Annotated in this window: 23 protein-coding genes; 14 read left to right on the top strand and 9 right to left on the bottom strand. The window is 72.3% G+C overall.

Annotated elements, in window-relative coordinates:
• Nucleotides 1-5 precede the first annotated feature (5 nt).
• Nucleotides 6-1,460: an aldehyde dehydrogenase family protein gene (locus ACFULQ_RS04385; protein ID WP_383537953.1), complete on the top strand. Its 1,455-nt coding sequence runs from the start codon at nucleotides 6-8 to the stop codon at nucleotides 1,458-1,460.
• A gap of 22 nt (nucleotides 1,461-1,482) precedes the next feature.
• Nucleotides 1,483-2,589: an NAD(P)-dependent alcohol dehydrogenase gene (locus tag ACFULQ_RS04380; RefSeq protein ID WP_383537951.1), complete on the top strand. Its 1,107-nt coding sequence runs from the start codon at nucleotides 1,483-1,485 to the stop codon at nucleotides 2,587-2,589.
• 36 nt (nucleotides 2,590-2,625) lie between these two features.
• Here ACFULQ_RS04380 and ACFULQ_RS04375 read toward each other — a convergent pair whose 3' ends face one another.
• Nucleotides 2,626-3,576 carry an NADP-dependent oxidoreductase gene (locus tag ACFULQ_RS04375; RefSeq protein ID WP_383537948.1) on the bottom strand — a complete coding sequence of 317 codons (951 nt, stop codon included), beginning with the start codon at nucleotides 3,574-3,576 and terminating at the stop codon, nucleotides 2,626-2,628.
• A gap of 71 nt (nucleotides 3,577-3,647) precedes the next feature.
• On the opposite strand from ACFULQ_RS04375, the gene ACFULQ_RS04370 reads away from it, so the two are divergent.
• Complete coding sequence (locus ACFULQ_RS04370; RefSeq protein WP_383537945.1) at nucleotides 3,648-4,610, top strand: GlxA family transcriptional regulator; 963 nt, start codon at nucleotides 3,648-3,650, stop codon at nucleotides 4,608-4,610.
• A gap of 31 nt (nucleotides 4,611-4,641) precedes the next feature.
• Nucleotides 4,642-5,493, top strand: a complete 852-nt coding sequence (locus tag ACFULQ_RS04365; RefSeq protein ID WP_383537943.1) for a hypothetical protein — start codon at nucleotides 4,642-4,644, stop codon at nucleotides 5,491-5,493.
• Nucleotides 5,494-5,500: 7 nt separating this feature from the next.
• Here ACFULQ_RS04365 and ACFULQ_RS04360 read toward each other — a convergent pair whose 3' ends face one another.
• Together ACFULQ_RS04360 and ACFULQ_RS04355 are read right to left on the bottom strand one after the other, a co-directional pair.
• On the bottom strand, nucleotides 5,501-6,064 hold the full coding sequence (locus ACFULQ_RS04360) for a TetR/AcrR family transcriptional regulator (protein WP_383537941.1): 564 nt from the start codon (nucleotides 6,062-6,064) through the stop codon (nucleotides 5,501-5,503).
• On the bottom strand, nucleotides 6,061-6,423 hold the full coding sequence (locus ACFULQ_RS04355) for a DUF1304 domain-containing protein (RefSeq protein ID WP_383537939.1): 363 nt from the start codon (nucleotides 6,421-6,423) through the stop codon (nucleotides 6,061-6,063). Before ACFULQ_RS04355 ends, ACFULQ_RS04360 begins: the two co-directional genes overlap by 4 nt.
• A 93-nt stretch (nucleotides 6,424-6,516) precedes the next feature.
• Here ACFULQ_RS04355 and ACFULQ_RS04350 point away from each other — a divergent pair, with 93 nt between their 5' ends.
• The 3 genes from ACFULQ_RS04350 to ACFULQ_RS04340 all read left to right on the top strand — a co-directional run bounded on the left by ACFULQ_RS04350 (nucleotide 6,517) and on the right by ACFULQ_RS04340 (nucleotide 8,020).
• Nucleotides 6,517-7,047: a GNAT family N-acetyltransferase gene (locus ACFULQ_RS04350; RefSeq protein WP_383537937.1), complete on the top strand. Its 531-nt coding sequence runs from the start codon at nucleotides 6,517-6,519 to the stop codon at nucleotides 7,045-7,047.
• 34 nt (nucleotides 7,048-7,081) lie between these two features.
• The gene (locus tag ACFULQ_RS04345) at nucleotides 7,082-7,549 is read left to right on the top strand and encodes a pyridoxamine 5'-phosphate oxidase family protein (protein WP_383537934.1); all 468 of its coding nucleotides are present in this window, start codon (nucleotides 7,082-7,084) and stop codon (nucleotides 7,547-7,549) included.
• Nucleotides 7,550-7,627: 78 nt separating this feature from the next.
• Nucleotides 7,628-8,020, top strand: coding sequence for a VOC family protein (locus tag ACFULQ_RS04340; protein WP_383537932.1), 393 nt, complete (start codon nucleotides 7,628-7,630; stop codon nucleotides 8,018-8,020).
• 573 nt (nucleotides 8,021-8,593) lie between these two features.
• Here ACFULQ_RS04340 and ACFULQ_RS04335 read toward each other — a convergent pair.
• Together ACFULQ_RS04335 and ACFULQ_RS04330 are read right to left on the bottom strand one after the other, a co-directional pair.
• Complete coding sequence (locus tag ACFULQ_RS04335; protein ID WP_020134811.1) at nucleotides 8,594-8,896, bottom strand: DUF4235 domain-containing protein; 303 nt, start codon at nucleotides 8,894-8,896, stop codon at nucleotides 8,594-8,596.
• Nucleotides 8,897-8,954: 58 nt separating this feature from the next.
• Nucleotides 8,955-9,974, bottom strand: coding sequence for a glutathione S-transferase family protein (locus ACFULQ_RS04330; RefSeq protein ID WP_383537930.1), 1,020 nt, complete (start codon nucleotides 9,972-9,974; stop codon nucleotides 8,955-8,957).
• A gap of 12 nt (nucleotides 9,975-9,986) precedes the next feature.
• Here ACFULQ_RS04330 and ACFULQ_RS04325 point away from each other — a divergent pair, with 12 nt between their 5' ends.
• A complete protein-coding gene (locus tag ACFULQ_RS04325; protein ID WP_383537928.1) occupies nucleotides 9,987-11,039 on the top strand; it encodes a cation diffusion facilitator family transporter in 1,053 nt (350 codons plus the stop codon).
• Between the two features lie 63 nt (nucleotides 11,040-11,102).
• Here ACFULQ_RS04325 and ACFULQ_RS04320 read toward each other — a convergent pair whose 3' ends face one another.
• Complete coding sequence (locus tag ACFULQ_RS04320; RefSeq protein WP_383538135.1) at nucleotides 11,103-11,552, bottom strand: nitroreductase family deazaflavin-dependent oxidoreductase; 450 nt, start codon at nucleotides 11,550-11,552, stop codon at nucleotides 11,103-11,105.
• Between the two features lie 103 nt (nucleotides 11,553-11,655).
• Complete coding sequence (locus ACFULQ_RS04315) at nucleotides 11,656-12,282, bottom strand: LysE family transporter (RefSeq protein WP_383537926.1); 627 nt, start codon at nucleotides 12,280-12,282, stop codon at nucleotides 11,656-11,658.
• A 321-nt stretch (nucleotides 12,283-12,603) separates the two neighbouring features.
• On the opposite strand from ACFULQ_RS04315, the gene ACFULQ_RS04310 reads away from it, so the two are divergent.
• Both ACFULQ_RS04310 and ACFULQ_RS04305 read left to right on the top strand, forming a co-directional pair.
• Nucleotides 12,604-13,803, top strand: a complete 1,200-nt coding sequence (locus tag ACFULQ_RS04310; protein ID WP_383537923.1) for a cytochrome P450 — start codon at nucleotides 12,604-12,606, stop codon at nucleotides 13,801-13,803.
• 12 nt (nucleotides 13,804-13,815) lie between these two features.
• Nucleotides 13,816-14,016 (top strand): ferredoxin, encoded by a 201-nt coding sequence (locus ACFULQ_RS04305; RefSeq protein ID WP_383537920.1) that lies wholly within the window; start codon nucleotides 13,816-13,818, stop codon nucleotides 14,014-14,016.
• Between the two features lie 13 nt (nucleotides 14,017-14,029).
• Here ACFULQ_RS04305 and ACFULQ_RS04300 read toward each other — a convergent pair whose 3' ends face one another.
• Nucleotides 14,030-14,578 (bottom strand): TetR/AcrR family transcriptional regulator, encoded by a 549-nt coding sequence (locus ACFULQ_RS04300; RefSeq protein ID WP_383537917.1) that lies wholly within the window; start codon nucleotides 14,576-14,578, stop codon nucleotides 14,030-14,032.
• Nucleotides 14,579-14,672: 94 nt separating this feature from the next.
• Between ACFULQ_RS04300 and ACFULQ_RS04295 the strand changes: the two genes are divergently transcribed.
• The 3 genes from ACFULQ_RS04295 to ACFULQ_RS04285 all read left to right on the top strand — a co-directional run bounded on the left by ACFULQ_RS04295 (nucleotide 14,673) and on the right by ACFULQ_RS04285 (nucleotide 16,726).
• Nucleotides 14,673-15,131, top strand: coding sequence for a nuclear transport factor 2 family protein (locus ACFULQ_RS04295; RefSeq protein WP_383537915.1), 459 nt, complete (start codon nucleotides 14,673-14,675; stop codon nucleotides 15,129-15,131).
• A 9-nt stretch (nucleotides 15,132-15,140) separates the two neighbouring features.
• The gene (locus ACFULQ_RS04290; protein WP_383537912.1) at nucleotides 15,141-15,668 is read left to right on the top strand and encodes a flavoprotein; all 528 of its coding nucleotides are present in this window, start codon (nucleotides 15,141-15,143) and stop codon (nucleotides 15,666-15,668) included.
• 86 nt (nucleotides 15,669-15,754) lie between these two features.
• Nucleotides 15,755-16,726, top strand: a complete 972-nt coding sequence (locus tag ACFULQ_RS04285) for an aldo/keto reductase (RefSeq protein ID WP_383537909.1) — start codon at nucleotides 15,755-15,757, stop codon at nucleotides 16,724-16,726.
• 22 nt (nucleotides 16,727-16,748) lie between these two features.
• On the opposite strand, the gene ACFULQ_RS04280 is transcribed toward ACFULQ_RS04285, so the two are convergent.
• Nucleotides 16,749-17,540, bottom strand: a complete 792-nt coding sequence (locus ACFULQ_RS04280; protein WP_383537907.1) for a phytanoyl-CoA dioxygenase family protein — start codon at nucleotides 17,538-17,540, stop codon at nucleotides 16,749-16,751.
• A gap of 69 nt (nucleotides 17,541-17,609) precedes the next feature.
• Between ACFULQ_RS04280 and ACFULQ_RS04275 the strand changes: the two genes are divergently transcribed.
• Nucleotides 17,610-18,536 carry a helix-turn-helix domain-containing protein gene (locus tag ACFULQ_RS04275; RefSeq protein ID WP_383537904.1) on the top strand — a complete coding sequence of 309 codons (927 nt, stop codon included), beginning with the start codon at nucleotides 17,610-17,612 and terminating at the stop codon, nucleotides 18,534-18,536.
• The last annotated feature ends 43 nt before the right edge of the window (nucleotides 18,537-18,579 follow it).

The following is an 18,579-nucleotide window of genomic DNA, read 5'->3' as shown; positions in this document are numbered from 1 at the left end:
CGGTGATGTCCCCCATCGAGATCGAACCCGGACGGCTGTTCGTGGGCGGCCAGTGGCGCGAGGCCGCCGACGGCGCCCGCACCGAGGTGGTCGACCCCTCCCGGGGCGCGGTGGTCACCACCGTCGCGGAGGCCGGTGCCGCCGACGTGGACGCGGCCGTGCGCTCCGCCCGCGAGGCCTTCGACGCCGGGACCTGGTCCGGCCTCAGCGGCCGGGAGCGGGGCCGGATCCTGTACCGGGTCGCCGAACTGATCCGCGAGAACGCCGACGAACTCGCCCAGTTGGAGAGCCTCGACGTCGGCAAGCCGATCTCGCTGTGCCACGCCGTGGACATCACCAACGCGGCCAACGACTACGAGCACTTCGCCGCCCTCGCCCACTCCCTGGACGGCGCGGTCCGCGACACCCCCATGAACGCCCTCGCCTACACCAAGCGCGAGCCGCTCGGGGTGGTCGCCGCGATCACCCCCTTCAACTTCCCGCTCATCCTCGCCGGTTCGAAGATCGGCCCCGCCCTCGCCGCCGGCAACACGGTCGTGCACAAGCCCGCCGACGAGACCCCGCTCAGCGCCCTCTACATGGCCGGCCTGCTCCAGCGGGCGGGCGTGCCCGACGGCGTGGTCAACGTCGTCACCGGCACCGGACCGGTGGCCGGCGAGGCCCTGCTGCGCCACCGCGGCGTCGACAAGGTCGCCTTCACCGGCTCCACCGCGATCGGCCGGCATGTGGCCGCCACCGCGGGCGAGGCGCTCAAGCCGGTCACCATGGAGCTCGGCGGCAACGCCGCCAACCTCGTCTTCGAGGACGCCGACCTGGAGAAGGCGGTCGGCGCGATCATCAAGGCGTTCGTCTTCAACACCGGCCAGTTCTGCATGGGCGGCCCGCGCCTCCTGGTGGCCCGGCCCGTCTACAGCACCCTCCTCGGCATCCTCGCCGACGCCGTGCCCGGCGTGCCGGTCGGCGACCCGCGCGACCCCGGGACCGTCGTGGGCCCGATGGCGGGGGAGAAGCACCTGAAGAAGGTCGAGGAGTACGTCGACCTGGCCCGCAAGGAGGGCGGCCGGATCGTCTGCGGCGGTGAACGCCTCGACCTCGACGGTGGCTTCTACTACCGGCCCACGGTGATCGCCGACCTCTCCAACGACTCCCGGGTCGTGCAGGAGGAGATCTTCGGACCGGTCCTCACCGTGCAGCCCTTCGACACCGAGGACGAGGCGGTCGAACTCGCCAACTCGACGCCGTACGGCCTGGCTTCGGGCGTCCAGACGACGAACCTGGCCCGCGCCCACCGGGTCGCCGACCGCCTCCAGGCGGGCATCGTCTGGGTCAACGACTGGGCGATGCTCGATCCCGCGGTGCCCTTCGGCGGGGTCAAGGACTCCGGCTACGGCCGCGAGTACGGCCCCGAGGCACTCGACGCCTACACCAAGGTCAAGTCCGTCGTCGTCTCGCTCGGCTGAGCACCCTCAAGGAGTCCGTACGATGCCCATCACCACCCGTGCCGCCGTGGTCGAGTCCGGCGGCGCACCCTTCAGCCTCTCCGACGTCACCCTCGACGATCCCGGGCCCCGTGAGGCCGTGGTCCGCCTGGTCGCCACCGGTCTGTGCCACACCGACCTGGGCGTGGCGAGCGGCGGACTGCCCTTCCCGCTGCCCGGGGTCCTCGGGCACGAGGGTGCCGGGGTCGTCGAGGCGGTCGGCTCCGCCGTCACCGGCGTGGCCCCCGGCGACCACGTGGTGCTGTCCTTCACCTCCTGCGGCGACTGCCGCAACTGCGACGGCGGACACCCCGCCTACTGCGCCACGTGGCTGCCGCTGAACCTCCTCGGCGGCCGCCGGGCCGACGGCTCCAGCACCATCAGCCGGGACGGCGAAGCGCTCGGCGGGCACTTCTTCGGCCAGTCCTCGTTCGCCGAGCGCGCCCTGGTCGACGAGCGCAGCCTGGTCAAGGTCGACCAGGACGTGCCGCTGGAGTCCATCGCCCCGCTCGGCTGCGGGGTGCAGACCGGCGTCGGCGCGGTGTGGAACGTCCTCAAGCCCGGCACGGGCTCCACGATCGTCGTCCTCGGCGCCGGAGCCGTGGGCCTGTCCGCGGTCATGGCCGCCGCCCTCACCCCGGCCACGACGATCGTCGCCGTCGACCGGGTCGGTGAACGACTCTCCCTCGCAAGGGAGTTGGGCGCCACCCACACCGTCAACGCGGCCGACGAGGACCTCGGCGACGCACTCGCCGGGATCACCGGCGGACGGGGCGCGGACGGCATCGTGGAGACCACGGGCAACGTGGGCGTCCTGCGCCAGGGCGTCGACGCGCTCGCCGCCCGCGGCACCGTGGTCGTCGTCGGCGCCCCGCCCTTCGGCAGCGAGGTCGCCCTGGACGTCAACGGGCTGCTGGGCGGCAAGCAGGTCGTCGGCCTCACCCTCGGCGACGCCGAGACCCAGAGCTTCATCCCCGCCCTGGTCCGCCTGGTCAAGGAGGGGCGGCTCCCGCTGCACCGCCTGATCAGCACCTATCCGTTCGCGGACATCGACCAGGCGGTGCGGGACATGGGCGCGGGCAAGGCGATCAAGCCCGTGCTGACGTTCTGAGCGGTCGGCCGACCACCTGACCCGCTGTCCCGGCGGTCAGTCGACCACCAGCACCAGCTTCCCCGTCGTACGGCCGGTGTCGCCCAGCGCATGCGCCTCGGCGGCATCGGCCAACGGGAAGGTCCTCTCGATCGTGGCCCGCAGCTCGCCCTTCTCCACCAGGTCCACGATCGCGTTCATCCCGGCCCGGTCGGCGTCCACGAGCATCCGCACGGCCCGCACCCCGAGCCGCTCGGCCTCCTTGCCGAACTCGTCCGAGCCGACCGGCAGGATCGACACCACGATGCCGCCCGGCCGCAGCACCTTCAGCGACCGCACCGACGTCTCACCGCCGAGGGTGTCCAGCACCACGTCGACGTCCTTGACGGCCTCGGCGAAGTCCGTCTCCCGGTAGTCGATCGTCTCGTCCACGCCGAGGCCGCGCAGGAAGTCGTGCTTGCCCGCGCTCGCCGTGCCGATCACGTACGCGCCCCGCGCCTTGGCGATCTGCACGGCCACATGGCCCACCCCGCCGGCCGCCGCGTGGATCAGCACCCGCTGTCCCGGCCGCAGGTCCGCGTTCTCCACCAGGGCCTGCCAGGCGGTCAGGGACACCAGCGGCAGCGCACCGGCCTGCGTGTGGTCGATCGACGACGGCTTGTGGGTGAGCGCCCGCACGGGCGCGATGACGTACTCGGCGTGCGACCCGTGGCCGTAGGGGTACGGCAGCAGGCCGAACACCTCGTCGCCGGGCTGGAAGGTCGCCACGCCGATGCCGACCGCCTCGACCTCGCCGGACACGTCCCAGCCGAGGACGAACGGCGGCTTGCCGAGGAAGCCGCCGGTGGCGCGGTGCTTCCAGTCGGTCGGGTTGAGGCCGGCCGCCCGCACCCGGACCAGCACCTGGTTGGGCCCCGGCGCGGGGCGCTCGATCTCGATCTCCTTGAGGACCTCGGGACCGCCGAGGGTGTCCTGGCTGATGGCTCGCATCGTGTTCACAGTGCTCATGGTCGACCAGCCTGCCCGGCCCCGCCCGCCCAGGAAATGGCACGATTGCCAAGCTTCGATAGGATCGTGCCATGCGACATGTGGAGCGGACCCATCGGGTCGTGGTGCTGGCCCTGGACGGCGTGTACCCCTTCGAGCTGGGCATCCCCAGCCGGATCCTCGGCGCGGCCGACGGCCGGTACGAGATCCTGACCTGTTCGGTCGACGGCCGACCGGTGCGCAGCAACGCCGACTTCACCATCGGCGTCGAGCACGGGCCGGAGATCCTCGCCACCGCCGACACCGTGGTGATCACGCCGGTCTCCTCGGACCGGATACCGGCCGAGCTGCCGGAGCAGGTGCGCGCGGCCCTCGCCCTCGTCCGCCCCGAGGCCCGGATCGTGTCCATCTGCACCGGTGCCTTCGTCCTCGCCGCGGCCGGCCTCCTGGACGGCCGCCGGGCGACGACCCACTGGCAGCTCGCCGATCACTTCCGGCGCCGCTACCCGCACATCGACCTCGACCCCGACGTGCTCTTCGTCGACGACGGCCGCATCCTCACCTCCGCCGGGGCCGCCTCCGGCGTGGACATCTGTCTGCACCTGGTCCGCAAGGACCACGGCAGCGAGCTCGCCAACACCGTCGCCCGCCGCTGTGTGGTGCCGCCCTTCCGGGACGGCGGCCAGGCCCAGTACATCGAGCAGCCGGTGCCGGAACAGGGCGCCGCGAGCACCGCGGAGACCCGCGCCTGGGCCCTGGAGCGCCTCGACGAGCCCCTGACCCTGACCGAGCTGGCCGCCCATGCCCGGATGAGCCTGCGCACCTTCGCCCGCCGCTTCAACGACGAGGTCGGTCTGAGCCCCGGCCGCTGGCTGATCCAGCAGCGCGTGGCCCGCGCCCGGCACCTCCTGGAGTCCAGCGACCTGTCGGTCGACCAGATCGCCGGCCGCGTCGGCTTCGCCACGGGTGCCTCCCTGCGCCAGCACCTGCACGCGGCGATCGGCGTGTCCCCGCAGGTGTACCGGCGGACCTTCCAGACGGCCGCGGCACGCTGAACGTTCCGCGGCCCCACGGCGTCGAAGGATCATGAGGACGGGCGGAGTGCTGGGGGCCGGGGTGCGCACAGGGGTTACGGCGGTGCTGGGGGCGGCGCTGGTCATGGTGGTCGCGGGGTGCGACACCGGGGACGACCTGGTCGTCGACGGTACGGCGCCGAGCTCGCCGTACGCCGGCCCGCTGGACGTGCCCACGAGGGAACTGGACGAGCACGGCGCGTACGCCTCCCGCCTGGCGTCCGGAGCGGCGGGCCGGGCCCTGGAGTGCGACGGCGAGATCTCGGTCGGCAACGGACCCGAGGGCTGGAGCGAGGCGGACGGCGGAGCCGACCCCGAGCAGGGGCTGAGGCTGTACGTCGACCTCTTCTCACCGCAGGCCCCCGGCTCCGGCTACCGCGTCGAGCGCCGGGAGAGGGACCGGGTCCTGTACTCCTACGACGTGGACGGACGCACCAAGGTGGCGGTCGTGGTGGCCAAGGACCAGAAGGACAGGCCCGGTTGGGGTCCGGAGACCAGCGCGTCCTGCGACCCCTCGGAACTCCCGGCCTCGTTCACCGACTCCCACGGCATCGAGATCTGGACCGACCGCGCCGGCCGCCGGGTGCCGAGCGCCGAGGTCAGCAGCCACGCCGGGGACGACCACTGCGGCTGGCAGCGGGTGCACTTCCTCGAACTGGACGGCATGTACGCCCGCGACCCCGAGGGTGTCCTCACGGGCGGATACGCCGACGACGTCCGCCTGCCGGCCGACGCGAGGGACACCGGATACCGGTACGGGAAAAGGGAGTTGTGGCTGGCGGACGACCGGCGGACGGCCTACGTCCGCACCCCGGACGGCGTCGAGGCCTGGCCCCGGCTGCCCGACCGGGTGGCCTGCAAGTGAGCCCGCCTCAGCGGCTCGCGTGGAGTGCGACCAGCAACTGCCAGACCTGGTCGGCGATCTCGGCGGCGGTGGCGTCGAGCAGGCCGTGCAGCCAGTCGGCCAGGACGCCCGCGAAGGTCGCCGCGACCGCGGAGGCGACCAGCGGGGCGTCGGCGGCGCCCGCGAGCTCCCGCTCCCGCAGGCTGTAGGCCCTCAGGTCCCGGTGCAGGACCCTGCCCAGCGGACCGCCGCCGCCCGGTGCGAGCAGCGCCCGGTACAGGGCGGTGTGCGGGGCGAGCCCGGCGAAGAACTCCCCGAGCGCGGGCGGCGCGTGCACCGGGTCGGGGCGCCCGCGCCAGGCGTGCAGCGCCTCCACGGCGTCCCGTACGACGTCCGCGCACGCGTCGACCGCGAGCGCCTCCAGGCCGTCGTAGTGGACGTAGAAGGTGGCCCGGCCGACCCCGGCCCGCCGCACCAGCGCGGCCACGCCGACCTCCTCCAGCGGGCGCTCGGCGCACTCCGCGAGGAGCGCCTCCCGCAGCCGTGCCCGGGTGCGGGCCGCCCGCGGGTCCTCGGGCGCGGGGCGGGTCACTGCGCGGCGAGGACGGCAGCCAGGGCGAGGGCGCCGGGCAACGCCTGCGCGAAGAGGATGCGGACGTTGGCGGTGACGGCGCCGTACACACCGGCCACGATCACGCACACCAGGAAGAACACCTGCGCGCGGAACCCGGTCGGGTCACCGGCGACCAGCCCCCACACCAGGCCGGCCGCGAGGAAGCCGTTGTACAGCCCCTGGTTGGCGGCCATGGCGGCGGTGGCCCGGGCCATGTCCCGGTCGAACCCGTGGAACGACATTCCCGGCTTCTTCTGCCACAGGAACATCTCCATCACCAGGATGTACGCGTGCAGCGCGGCCACCAGGCCGACCAGCACGTTCGCCAGGATCTCCATCAGCGCTTCCTCTACTTCTTGGACGTGTGTCCACTATAGCTGGACATCCGTCCAGGAAGTCCACTGTCAGTGTCGGCCACTACCGTGCGGACCATGACTGACCACGAGCTGACCGTCCGTCCGGCCCGCCCCGACGACATCCCGGGCCTGGTCGCCTCCAGCGCGGGCCTGTTCGCCGAGGACGCCGGGACCAGGGACCCGAGCGTCGACGTGGACTGGCCGCTCCGGCACGGGGCCGAGTCGTTCGCGACGGTCCTGGCGGACGGGGGGCGGCTCGTGCTGGTGGTGGATCACGAGGGCGAGGTGGTCGGTCATCTGACGGGCACGCTGACCGAGCCCTCGGCCGTACGGCCCGTCAGGTCGGCGACGCTCAACGCCCTGTACGTCCGGCCGGCTCATCGGCGCTCGCGGGTCGGTGGGCGGCTGGTGGCGGAGTTCCTCGCCTGGGCCGAGGCGCGGGGGGCCACACAGGCGGAGGTCGCCGCGTATGCGGCCAACCCGGACGCTATCCGCTTCTACGAGCGGCAGGGATTCGCCGCCCACGCGGTGACGCTGCGGTCCGCACTCGGCCGAAAGTCGGAGGTGCAGAGCGGTGCGAACGGCCAGACTGATGCCGTCAATTGATGATCCAGATGATCCAGCAGAAGGACCCGTGCCGATGGCGCCACAGCCCGCCCGCTCCGCCGAGCAGCGCAAGAAGGACACCCTGCACCGACTGGAACACGATGAGGACGTCTGGGTCGCGACGGCCCCGGACGACGGCTCGGGGGTGCCGTATCTCGTTCCGCTCTCGTTCCTGTGGGACGGGTCCGCGCTTCTTCTGGCGACCCCGGCCGCCAGTCCCACCGGGAGGAACCTGAAGGCGACCGGGAGGGTGCGGCTCGGTCTGGGGCCCACCCGGGATGTCGTGATGATCGAGGGAAGCGTCGAGACCGTCACCCAGGCCGAGTTGGGCGAGGAGGAGGGCGACCGGTTCGCGTCCCGTACCGGCTTCGACCCCCGCGGGCTCACCACGCCCTACCTGTACTTCCGTGTCACACCGCAGCGCGTCCAGGCCTGGCGGGAGGCCAACGAGCTCGCCGGGCGTGAGCTCATGAGGGACGGTCAGTGGCTGGTCGCCGACTGAATCGGCCGTGCCGGGATATCCGCAAGGTACAGGGCCGCGGGGCGCCTACGCCCCGTGGCCGGACCCTTCGGAGGAGACATGGCACTGGTGAAAGCGGGGGTCGTCGTGCTCGACTGTGCCGAGCCCGAGAAGCTCGCCGTGTTCTACAAGGAGCTGCTGGAGGCCGAGGAGACGGACGCCACCGCCAACCGCGTGGAGATCAGGGGGACGGACGGCTTCCGGCTGGCCTTCCGCCGCGACGTGAACGCCACACCGCCCAGCTGGCCCCGCCCCGAGAACTCCCTCCAGGCCCACATCGACTTCGTGGTCGAGGACCTGGACGCGGTGGAGCGCAAGGTGGTGGAACTCGGCGGCCGCCCCCTGGACACGAAGGACGCAGCGGGCCCTTTCGAGGAACGCGGCTACGCCGACCCAGCCGGCCACTCCTTCACCGTACGCCTGGTCACCCCTACGGCTCCTAAGCAGGGCTGACCCGTCCCCGACCTCGCCGAGGCCAGGCCGGATCCGGCGTCTTCGATCCGCGAGGGCGGGGCTGAGTCGATCCGGCGGGTCGAGGCCTGCCCGTCTGCTGCGCCGACGGGAGGCCGAGCCGGGCCTGCGCGCCCATCCGTCTGCTGAGCCGGTTCGACGCGCCAGAGCAAGGCTGCCGGGTGGGCCCGTCCACGCGCGGCTGATGCGAACCCACAGGGTCGGGGCCTGCCGGTCTGCTCCGCCGATGGGAGGCTGGGCCCGTCCTGCACACCCATGCGCTTGCTGAGCCGGTCGGACCCGCCAGGGCAGCGCTGTCGGTGAGCGCGCACTCACGCCCTGTCGGTCTGACCCGGCGTGGCGGGGCCACCGGTCCGGGCCGCCCGCGGAAGGGCGAGCCGGTCCGGCTCGCCCATGTGCGGCTGAGTCGGCCCGACTCGCCGGGGCGGGCTGCCGGTCTTCCCCGGCCCCCGCCCACGGCTGTGTCGAGCCCACCCACTTGAGCCCACGGCTGCTTCTAGCCCTCCCGCTCAGAGCACGGCTATGTCGGGCCCACCTGCTCAGACCCCCGGCGGGTCAGTCGCGGCCGCCCTTTTCCGAGGCCGGCCAGACGCCCGTGGAGCGTTCGATGGCCTTTGCGCCGGTGCGGTCCACCGCGCTGCGTACCGCGGCGAAGATGGCGCCCTGGATCGCGGCCGCCAGGAGGATCTCGCCCCAGCCGCGGTCGCGGTCCAGGGCGTCCGGCGCGTCCTCCTCGTGGCGGATCGCCATCCAGGTCTTGCGGAAGGCGAGTCCCGCGAGCCAGCCGCTCGACCAGCCGAGCGCGAACCCGAGGGGCTGGTAGGCGAGGGGCAGCTTCAGCTTCTTCTTCTTGGCCATGTGGATCTCCTCGTTCGAGTGAGTCGAGTGAGTCGAGTGCGTCGAGGTGAGCCGCCGGTCAGGGACGTCCGCGCGCGGGCACCTGCTCAGCGGCCGGCGGCGGCCCCGGCGGCGTGCCGTCGCCGAACGGTCGGCCGCCCAGCTCCTCCCGGTGATGCGGGGTCAGCCAGCCCGACAGATCGGGTCCGAGCGGAACGATGCCGGTCGGGTTGATGCCGCTGTGCACCTGGTAGTAGTGCCGCTTGATGTGGTCGAAGTCGACCGTGTCACCGAAGCCCGGCGTCTGGTAGAGATCACGGACGTACGCCCACAGCACCTCGTTCTCCGTCAGCTTCCAGCGGTTGCACTTGAAGTGACCGTGGTAGACGGCGTCGAAACGCACCAGCGTGGTGAACAGCCGGATGTCCGCCTCGGTGATGGTGTCCCCGACGAGGTACCGCTGCCGGGCCAGCCGAGGGGTCAGCAGGTCGAGCCGGCGGAACACGCCCGCACAGGCCTCCTCGTACTCCTCCTGCCCGGTGGCGAACCCCGCCCGGTACACCCCGTTGTTGACGTCCTCGTAGACGTCCGCCATCACCGTGTCGATCTCGTCCCGCAGCGCCCTCGGATACAGGTCCGGAGCGCCCTCGCGGTGCAGGGCCGTCCACTCGGTGGCCAGGTCCAGGGTGAGCTGCTGGTAGTCGTTGGTGACGAGCTTCCCGCTCGGTATGTCCACCAGCGCGGGCACGCTCACCCCGCCCGGATAGTCGCTCTCCCGCTTGTCGTAGGCCTCGCTGAGGTAGCGGATGCCGAGCACCGGGTCGCGGCCGTCCGGATCCAGCGTGAAACGCCAGCTCCGGTCGTCCTGGATCGGGTCCGTGATCCCCATCGACAGGGCGTCCTCCAGACCGAGCAGCCGCCGCGAGATCACGGCCCGGCTCGCCCAGGGACACGCACGGCTCACCACGAGGCGGTAGCGGCCGGCCTCCACCGGCCAGCCGTCCCGCGCGTCGGCCGTGACCCGGTCCGCGAAATGGCTCTTGGACCGCTTGAACGCCTTCTGGCCGTACGCGCTGTTGCCGTCGCCGGCGCTGTCCATGCTTCCTCCCGTGTGACCTGTCCTGGTGGACGCGTTCCCCGTTTTCGGGAGTCGGCACGGTGTGAGTGCCCTGGCGGCGGGCAACCGGCGAGGGTGAGCGGGACATCGACGAACGAAAAAGCGGACCGGAAGACACGCGTCACCGTGCTGGTGGCGCTCGCGGCGAACCTGGTGATCGCGGTCGCCAAGGCCGTGGGAGGCCTCCTGGCGGGCTCGCCCGCCCTGCTGTCGGAGGCGGCGCACTCCGTCGCGGACAGCCTCAACGAGGTCTTCCTGCTGGCCGCACTGCACCGCAGCCGCCGCCCCGCCGACCGGCGCCATCCCTTCGGCTACGGCAAGGAGAGGTTCTTCTGGTCGCTGCTCGCGGCCGTGGGGATCTTCGTGATGGGCGGCTGCTTCTCCGTCTTCCAGGGCGTGGAAGCACTTCGCAACGGGGCCGAGGAGAAGCTCAGCGGCTATGTGGCGGGCCTGATCGTGCTGGGCGTGGCCTTCCTCGCCGAGGGGATCTCGCTGGTGCGGGCGCTGCACCAGGTGCACAAGCAGGGCGGCGCGGCCCAGGGCATGCGGGACCCCGCCCTGCGCACGGTGGTCGCCGAGGACGGCACGGCGGTGCTCGGCGTGACCCTGGCGATGATCGGCATGGCACTGCACATGGTCACCGGGCAGGTCGTCTGGGAGGCGTCCGCGTCCCTGGCCATCGGCGTGCTGCTGGTCTACGTGGCCTACCGGCTGGGCCGCGAGGCCATGGGGCAGCTGATCGGCGAGGCCGCCGACCCGGAGGCCAGCGCCCGGATCCGGGCACTGCTGGACGCGCAGCCCGAGATCGACAGCGTGGAGGCCCTGTTCACCATGAAGATGGGGCTGGACTCGCTGCTGGTCGCCGCCCGGGTCGACCTGGTGCCGGGCCTGGACAGCGAGCGGGTCGAGGAGGTCGCCGTACGGATCAAGCGGTCGGTCGCCACGACCGTCGCCGAAGCGGACCAGATCTTCCTCGACGTCACCGACCGGCCCACCGAGGAAGCACGAGAAAGCCCCGCCGCGACGGGGGAACGCGGCGGGGCCTGACGGACGGGTGCCCGGCCGAAACCGGGTCATGCGTCTTCAGCGGAGAAATTTTCTCGAGGGCCGTCAGTCCTCGTCGACGGGCTCCAGGACGAAGACCGGTATGACCCGGTCCGTCTTCTTCTGGTAGTCGGCGTACGACGGATAGGCCGCGACGGCCCGCTCCCACCACTCGTCCTTCTCCGCGCCGGTGATCTCACGGGCCCTGAAGTCCCGCTTGACCGGCCCGTCCTGGACCTCGACCAGCGGATCGGCCTTGACGTTGTGGTACCAGACCGGGTGCTTGGGCGCCCCGCCCAGCGAGGCGACCGCCGCGTACCGGCCGTCGTGCTCGACGCGCATCAGCGGGGTCTTGCGGATGCTGCCGCTCTTCGCACCCCGCGTCGTCAGCACGATGACCGGCCTCCCGGTGTCCATGAGGGTGGTCCCCTTGGTACCACCGGAGCTCTCGTACAACTCCACCTGATCACGCACCCATTGGGTCGGGCTGGGCTGGTACTCGCCCTCAAGAGGCATCGTCACCGTCTCCTAGTCGTCCGCTACCGGGTTCCCGCACGGGACGTCAACACCGTCCCGCGCGGGATTCATCCCCACCGGGTTACCCAGCGGCGGGCCCTTCTCACGGCAGAATCATCCGCACGGCCAGCCCCGTGATCACGGCACTCGACACCAGGGCCGTCACCAGGCGACCCCGGTGTCCCGTCAGCGTGCGTCCCAGCAGGGCGCCGCCGCCGGCCAGCAGGAGTTGCCAGCTCGCCGAGGCGACGAACGCCGCGAGGACGAACACGCCCTGTTCCAGGGGCCGTACGGCGTCCTCGGCCCGGGTGCCGAGGACCAGGGCCGCGAAGTAGATCACGGTGGTCGGGTTGAGGAGGGTGATGCCGAGCAGGCCCAGATAGGCCCGGGCCGGGCTCGGGGGCGGCGGGGTGGTGCGGGTGGCGAGGCGATGGGCGCGGTACTGGCGCACGGCCGTCACCGCGCCGCGGACCGCCAGCACCACCAGGACCAGGGCGGCCGCCCAGCGCAGCGGGTCGAGCACCGGCCGCAGCAGCGCGGCGACGGCCGAGCCGGCCACCGTGGCCACCAGGGCGTACAGCCCGTCGGCCGTGGCCACACCGAGCGCGGCGCAGACACCGGTGCGCAGGGACGTACGGGCGGTGAGGGAGACGAGATAGGTCGCGACCGCGCCGACGGGAACGGCGATGCCGTACCCCGCGAGCAGCCCCGCGACGAGCGCGGCGGTCACGAGCGCGGAAGCGTGGGCCCCCACGGTCGGCCGGGCTGCTGCTGGACGCGCACCGGAAGAACGGCGGTGGCGGTCGGCGGCAGGAAGGCTTCGGTCGTCAGCATGGCCAGATCATGGGGGCTGGGAACCGGCCACGGCAAGCGCATTTCCGAGGTGGACCCCGTGCGCCGGGCGGACCGTCCGCCGATTCCCGCTCCACGGCGGCGATCCCCGGCCAGATTCCCCGCGTCACCGATCTGGCCGAACTTCCCGTCGCCCTATAGATGCCCCGGGCATCTAATGAGGATCTGCACGACGCACCCTTCGTCTGCGAGGTCTTCCATGACGGAAACGGAACCTGTCGCGTTCCCCCAGGACCGGACCTGCCCCTACCACCCGCCGACCGCCTACGACCCCCTGCGCGCCGCCCGCCCGCTGTCCCGGATCGCCCTCTTCGACGGCCGTCCGGCCTGGCTGGTCACCGGCCATGACACCGCGCGCGCCCTGCTCGCCGACCCCCGGCTGTCCACCGACCGCACCCGCGACGGCTTCCCGGCGCCCACGGAACGCTTCGCCGGGCTCAGGAAGCGGAGGACCGCGCTGCTGGGCGTCGACGACCCCGAGCACCGGATCCAGCGGCGCATGATGGTCCCCAGTTTCACGCTCCGCCGGGCCACCGCGCTCCGCCCCCGCATCCAGGAGATCGTCGACGAACGCATCGACGCGATGATCGCGCAGGGGCCGCCCGCCGAGCTGGTGAGCGCCTTCGCGCTGCCCGTCCCCTCGACCGTGATCTGCGCCCTGCTCGGCGTGCCCTACGCCGACCACGACTTCTTCGAGGGGCAGTCCCGGCGGCTGCTGCGCGGTCCCACGGCCGACGACGTCATGGACGCGCGCGACCGACTCGAGGAGTACGTCGACGAGTTGATCGACCACAAGCAGAAGCAGCCGGAGCCGGGCGACGGCGTGCTCGACGAACTCGTCCACGGGCAGCTGCGGGACGGCGAGCTGACCCGCGAGGACGTGATCGCGCTGGCGATCATCCTGCTGGTCGCCGGCCACGAGACCACCGCCAACATGATCTCCCTCGGCACCTTCACCCTCCTCCGGCACCCGGACCGGCTCGCCGAGCTGCGCACCGACCCGGCGCTGGTCCCGGCAGCGGTCGAGGAGCTCATGCGGATGCTGTCGATCGCCGACGGACTGCTGCGGCTGGCCCTGGAGGACATCGAGGTGGCCGGGACGACGATCCGGGCGGGCGAGGGAGTCGTCTTCTCGACCTCGGTCGTCAACCGCGACGAGGACGTCTACACCGACCCGGACACCCTGGACTGGCACCGGCCCGCCCGGCACCACATCGGGTTCGGCTTCGGCATCCACCAGTGCCTCGGCCAGAACCTCGCCCGCGCCGAACTGGAGATCGCCCTGCGCACCCTCTTCGACCGGTTGCCCACCCTGCGCCTCGCCGCCCCCGCCGAGGAGATCCCCTTCAAACCCGGCGACACCATCCAGGGGATGCTGGAGCTCCCCGTGACCTGGTGAGAGGCCCCGCTCATGCACATCGACATCGACAGGGACGTCTGTATCGGGGCGGGCCAGTGCGCCCTGGCCGCCCCGGGCGTCTTCACCCAGGACGACGACGGCTACAGCGCGCTTCTGCCCGGCAGACAGGACGGCGGCGGCGACCCCATGGTCCGGGAGGCCGCCCGGGCCTGCCCCGTCGCCGCCATCACGGTGTCGGAGACGGTCGCCTGACCCGGTTCCGGCCTCAGCGGTCCAGCAGCAGCCGGGCCGCCTCCCGCGCCTGGACGGCGGGCTGTGTGCTCCGGGTGATGCCCGCCGTCACCATCGCCCCCTCGGCGAGCAGGAACAGTGGCGCGGCCAGTTCGGCGGGGCGCCCGGCGTCGGCCACCAGTGCGTCGAGGTAGTCCCCGAACGCCCTCTTGTGCGCCCGGACCTGGTGCGCCACCCGATCCGAGGTGGCGCCCAGCTCGCCGTAGGAGTTGATCCAGGCGCACCCGCGGAAGCCCTCCTCGCCGAACCACCGCTCCAGCCACTCGAAGACGGCGAGGATCCGTGCGTCCGGGTCCGCCCGGCGCTCCACGAACTGCGCGAGCCGCCCCCGCCAGCGCCCGTCCCGGCGCTCCAGATAGGCCTCCACCAGCTGCTCCTTGGCCGGGAAGAGCTGGTAGAGCCGCTTGAGCGAGACGCCGGAGGTGCCGCGGATGTCGTCCATGCCGACGGACTGGATGCCCCGTCCGTAGAACAGCTCCTCCGCGGCGTCCAGCACCCGCTCTCGGGCCACTGCGCTGTCCATGGACGACCACTCCTTGACGTGAGAACGTGCGTTCTCCTACGGTAGCAGCCACCCGGAGAACGCACGTTCTCGCATGGCCGTCCCGGAGGATCACATGACCGACCGCCCGCCGCTGCCGCCCTTCACCCGCGAGACCGCCGCCCAGAAGGTGCAGGCCGCCGAGGACGCCTGGAACACCCGGGAACCGCGGCGGGTGGCGCTCGCCTACTCCGAGGACTCCGTGTGGCGCAACCGCGACACCTTCCTCACCGGCCGCGCCCGGATCGTCGAGTTCCTCACCGCGAAGTGGGCCCGCGAGCGGGAGTACGCGCTGCGCAAGGACCTGTGGGCGTACGACGGCAACCGCATCGCGGTCCGCTTCCAGTACGAGTGCCGGGACGCCGGAGGGCAGTGGTGGCGGTCGTACGGCAACGAGCTGTGGGAGTTCGACGAGCACGGGCTGATGACCCGGCGCGAGGCGAGCATCGACGACGTGCCGATCGAGGAGCAGGAGCGCCGGATCCACGGCCCGCGGCCCGAGACGGAGCGGGGGCTGTCCTTCCCGCTTGAGTAGGGTTCCGGCGTGAGCGAACAGGACGAGATACCGCCCTTCTTGTACGTCGTCGTCTGCGCCGCCGGCATCGCCGCCGGCGTCGGCAAGCTGATCACCGCCGCGCAGGAGCGCCGGTGGCGGGTCGGGGTCATCGCCACGCCCACCGCCATGAACGGCTTCTTCGACACGGTCGCCGTCGAGGCGCAGACCGGCCGTCCGATCCGCTCCGCCTGGCGCCGCCCCGGAGAGCCGCGGCCCTTCCCGGCGCCCGACGCGGTCGTGGTCGCCCCGGCCACCTTCAACACCGTCAACAAGTGGGCGGCGGGCATCGCCGACACCCTCGCCGTGGGCACCCTGTGCGAGGTGGCCGGCCAGGGCGTCCCGACCGGCGTCCTCCCCTGCGTCTCCGACGACCTCGCCGCCCACCCCGCCTACCAGGACAGCCTGACCCGGCTGCGGGGGATGGGCGTACGGTTCGGACACCCCTTTCAGGGCGCGGAGGGCGAGGAGTTCGGGTGGGAACGGGCGCTGGACCTGGTCGAGCCGCAAGGACGCTGAGCGCGGGTCCGCGACTCGGGGACACCGGGCGCACCCGAAGCCGTAGGCTCCCCTTCGGACCCCTCTCGAAGGCAGGAGCAGCAACGATGCAGTACGTGAAGCTCGGTTCGACGGGCCTGGACGTGTCGCGGATCTGTCTGGGTTGCATGTCCTACGGCCTGCCGGACCGCGGCGTGCACGAGTGGACCCTCGACGAGGAGGCGTCGCGGCCACTGATCCGGCAGGCCCTGGACGCGGGCATCAACTTCTTCGACACCGCGAACGTCTACTCCGACGGCACCAGCGAGGAGATCGTCGGCAAGGCCCTCGCGGACTTCGCCGACCGCGACGAGATCGTGCTGGCGACGAAGGTGAACGGCCGGATGCGGTCCGGGCAGAACGCGGCGGGGCTGTCCCGCAAGGCCATCATGACGGAGATCGACCACAGCCTCCGGCGCCTGGGCACCGACTACGTCGACCTCTACCAGATCCACCGCTTCGACCCGCACACCCCGGTCGAGGAGACCATGGAGGCCCTGCACGACCTGGTGAAGGCGGGCAAGGTCCGCTACATCGGGGCCAGTTCGATGTTCGCCTGGCAGTTCTCGAAGATGCAGTACACGGCCGAGCGGCACGGCTGGACCAAGTTCGTCTCCATGCAGAACCACTACAACCTCCTCTACCGCGAGGAGGAACGCGAGATGCTGCCGCTGTGCGCCGACCAGAAGGTCAGCGCCCTGCCGTGGAGCCCGCTGGCCCGCGGCCGGCTGACCCGCGACTGGGGCACGGTCACCGACCGCAGCTCCACCGACAACTTCGGCAGCCGTCTCTACCAGGAGGGCGACCGCTCCATCGTCGAGGCCGTCACCCGCATCGCCGGCGACCGGGGCGTCCCGCGCGCCCAGGTCGCCCTCGCCTGGCTCCTCGCCCAGGACACCGTGGCGGCCCCGATCGTCGGCGCGGGCAGGCCGCACCACATCGAGGACGCCGTGGCGGCCGTCGAACTCGAGCTCAGCGACAAGGAGATCGAGGAGCTGGAGGCGCCGTACACGGCCCGGCCCATCGTCGGTCACAGCTGACGCCGGCACCCACCGGTGCCCTCTAGTGCGGTCCCTGCGGTGCGAACTCCGTACCGCACGGACCGGCCCCCTCGCTCTCCGGCAGCGGCACCCGCGCACCGCTCATCGACAGCGTCCGGTAGTAGTGCCCGATCCGCTGCGTCGAAGCGCCCACGTAGTGCCCGATGAACGAGCGCCGGAACCGGTCGGCCGTACGGTTCGGCTGCGAGCCGTGCACCAGGCTGCCGTTGAAGAACAGCACGTCCCCCGGCGCCATGTCGACGGGAACCGCGGCGAGCCCCGGCGGCGGCGCCACGTACTCCTTCGCGAACGACACCTCGGAGTCGGCCAGTTCGGGACAGAACAGGTCCATGCGGTGGGTGCCAGGGACCACTTCGAGACCGCCGTTGTCCCGGTCGATCTCGTCGCAGGCCACCCAGGCGGCGACACAGGTGCCCGGCTCGACCCGCAGATAGAAGTTGTCCTGGTGCAGTGCCTGCCCCCGGCCCCCCGGCGGCTTGAAGTAGAACATGCTCTGCGCGGCCAGCACCTCTTCGCCGAGCAGCGACTCCAGCACCTCCCGCAGCCGCGCGTCCAGCAGGACCTCGCGCGCGAGGTGGTTGATCTCGTGCGGCTGCATCACCCGCGGGTACCTGCGCAGCGGGTCCGCGGACTCGCTCGGCTCGAAGTGCCCCGGCACCGGGCCGCTCGCGTGCAGTGCCGAGAACTCGCCGCACAGCCGGTCGATCTCCTCGCGGGCGAACAGCCCCCGGACGACCGTGAAACCGGCCTCCTCGAACTGCCGGATCCCACTCTCGTTGCCTGTGACGGTCATGCGTCCACTCCCTCGTCCGATGTGTTCCACTCGTCACGCTAGGCCGCAGCACAGGTGAGGAGGATGCCCATGACCACCGACGGATTGCCCGAGACTGCCGCGCCCGGCGATCCCGGCCCGCCGCCGGGCCTCGTGGTCGTCGGCCACTACGACGAACTCCCCGGCTACACCGTCCAGCGGCCGCGCGGCGCCGACAGCTGGCTGTTCACCTGGACGGTGAGCGGCCGGGGCTCGCTGCGCCAGGGACGGACCGAGACCGGGGCGGGCGCCGGGGACCTGGTGGTGCTCGCCCCGGGCGTCCGGCACGGCTACGGCGTCCAACAGGGCGCCGACCACTGGGAGTTCTGGTGGGCGCACTGCGGAGCCCGACCCTCCTGGGCCGCCTGGCTGGGGCCGTACGGCACAGGGGACGGCCTGTACGTCGTCGCCGCGGACCCCTCGGACGACGGCCCGCACGCCCGCATCGAGGCGGCCTTCCACCGGATGCTGGCCGACGCCCGCCGGCCCGGCACCGGCACCCCGCCCCCCACCGCCCCGGCCGACGACCGCGTCGCCGTGGCCGTCGCCCACGGCACCACCGCCCGCGAACTCGCCCTGAACGCCCTGGAGGAGGTCGTCCTGCTCACCGCGGGCGCGGTCCGACGCAGCCGGCCCGGGACCGATGTGGACCCCCGGGTGCGGCGCGCCCAGGAGCTGATCGCGGCCGACCCCGGCGCCCCGCACACCGTCGGCTCGCTCGCCGCCGAGGTCTCGCTCTCGCCGTCCCGGTTCGCCCACCTCTTCGCCCGGCAGCTGGGCCGTTCACCGATGCGGGCGCTGCGCGAGGCCCGGCTGCACCATGCCGCCCGGCTGCTGGAGAGCACCGACCTTTCGGTGGAACGCGTCGCCGCCGCCTCCGGCTTCGCCAGCCCCTTCCACTTCAACCGCGTCTTCCGCGAGCGCTACGGAACACCTCCCGGCGCCTACCGGACCGCCGGCTCAATGGTTCGGGCCTGACCTCGCCGGGGCACCCGGACGCGCTGTGGAGTGGACCTTCAAT

Source organism: Streptomyces sp. NPDC057253 (assembly GCF_042669125.1).
Taxonomy (GTDB): domain Bacteria; phylum Actinomycetota; class Actinomycetes; order Streptomycetales; family Streptomycetaceae; genus Streptomyces.
This window is presented reverse-complemented; position numbering and strand designations above follow the sequence as displayed.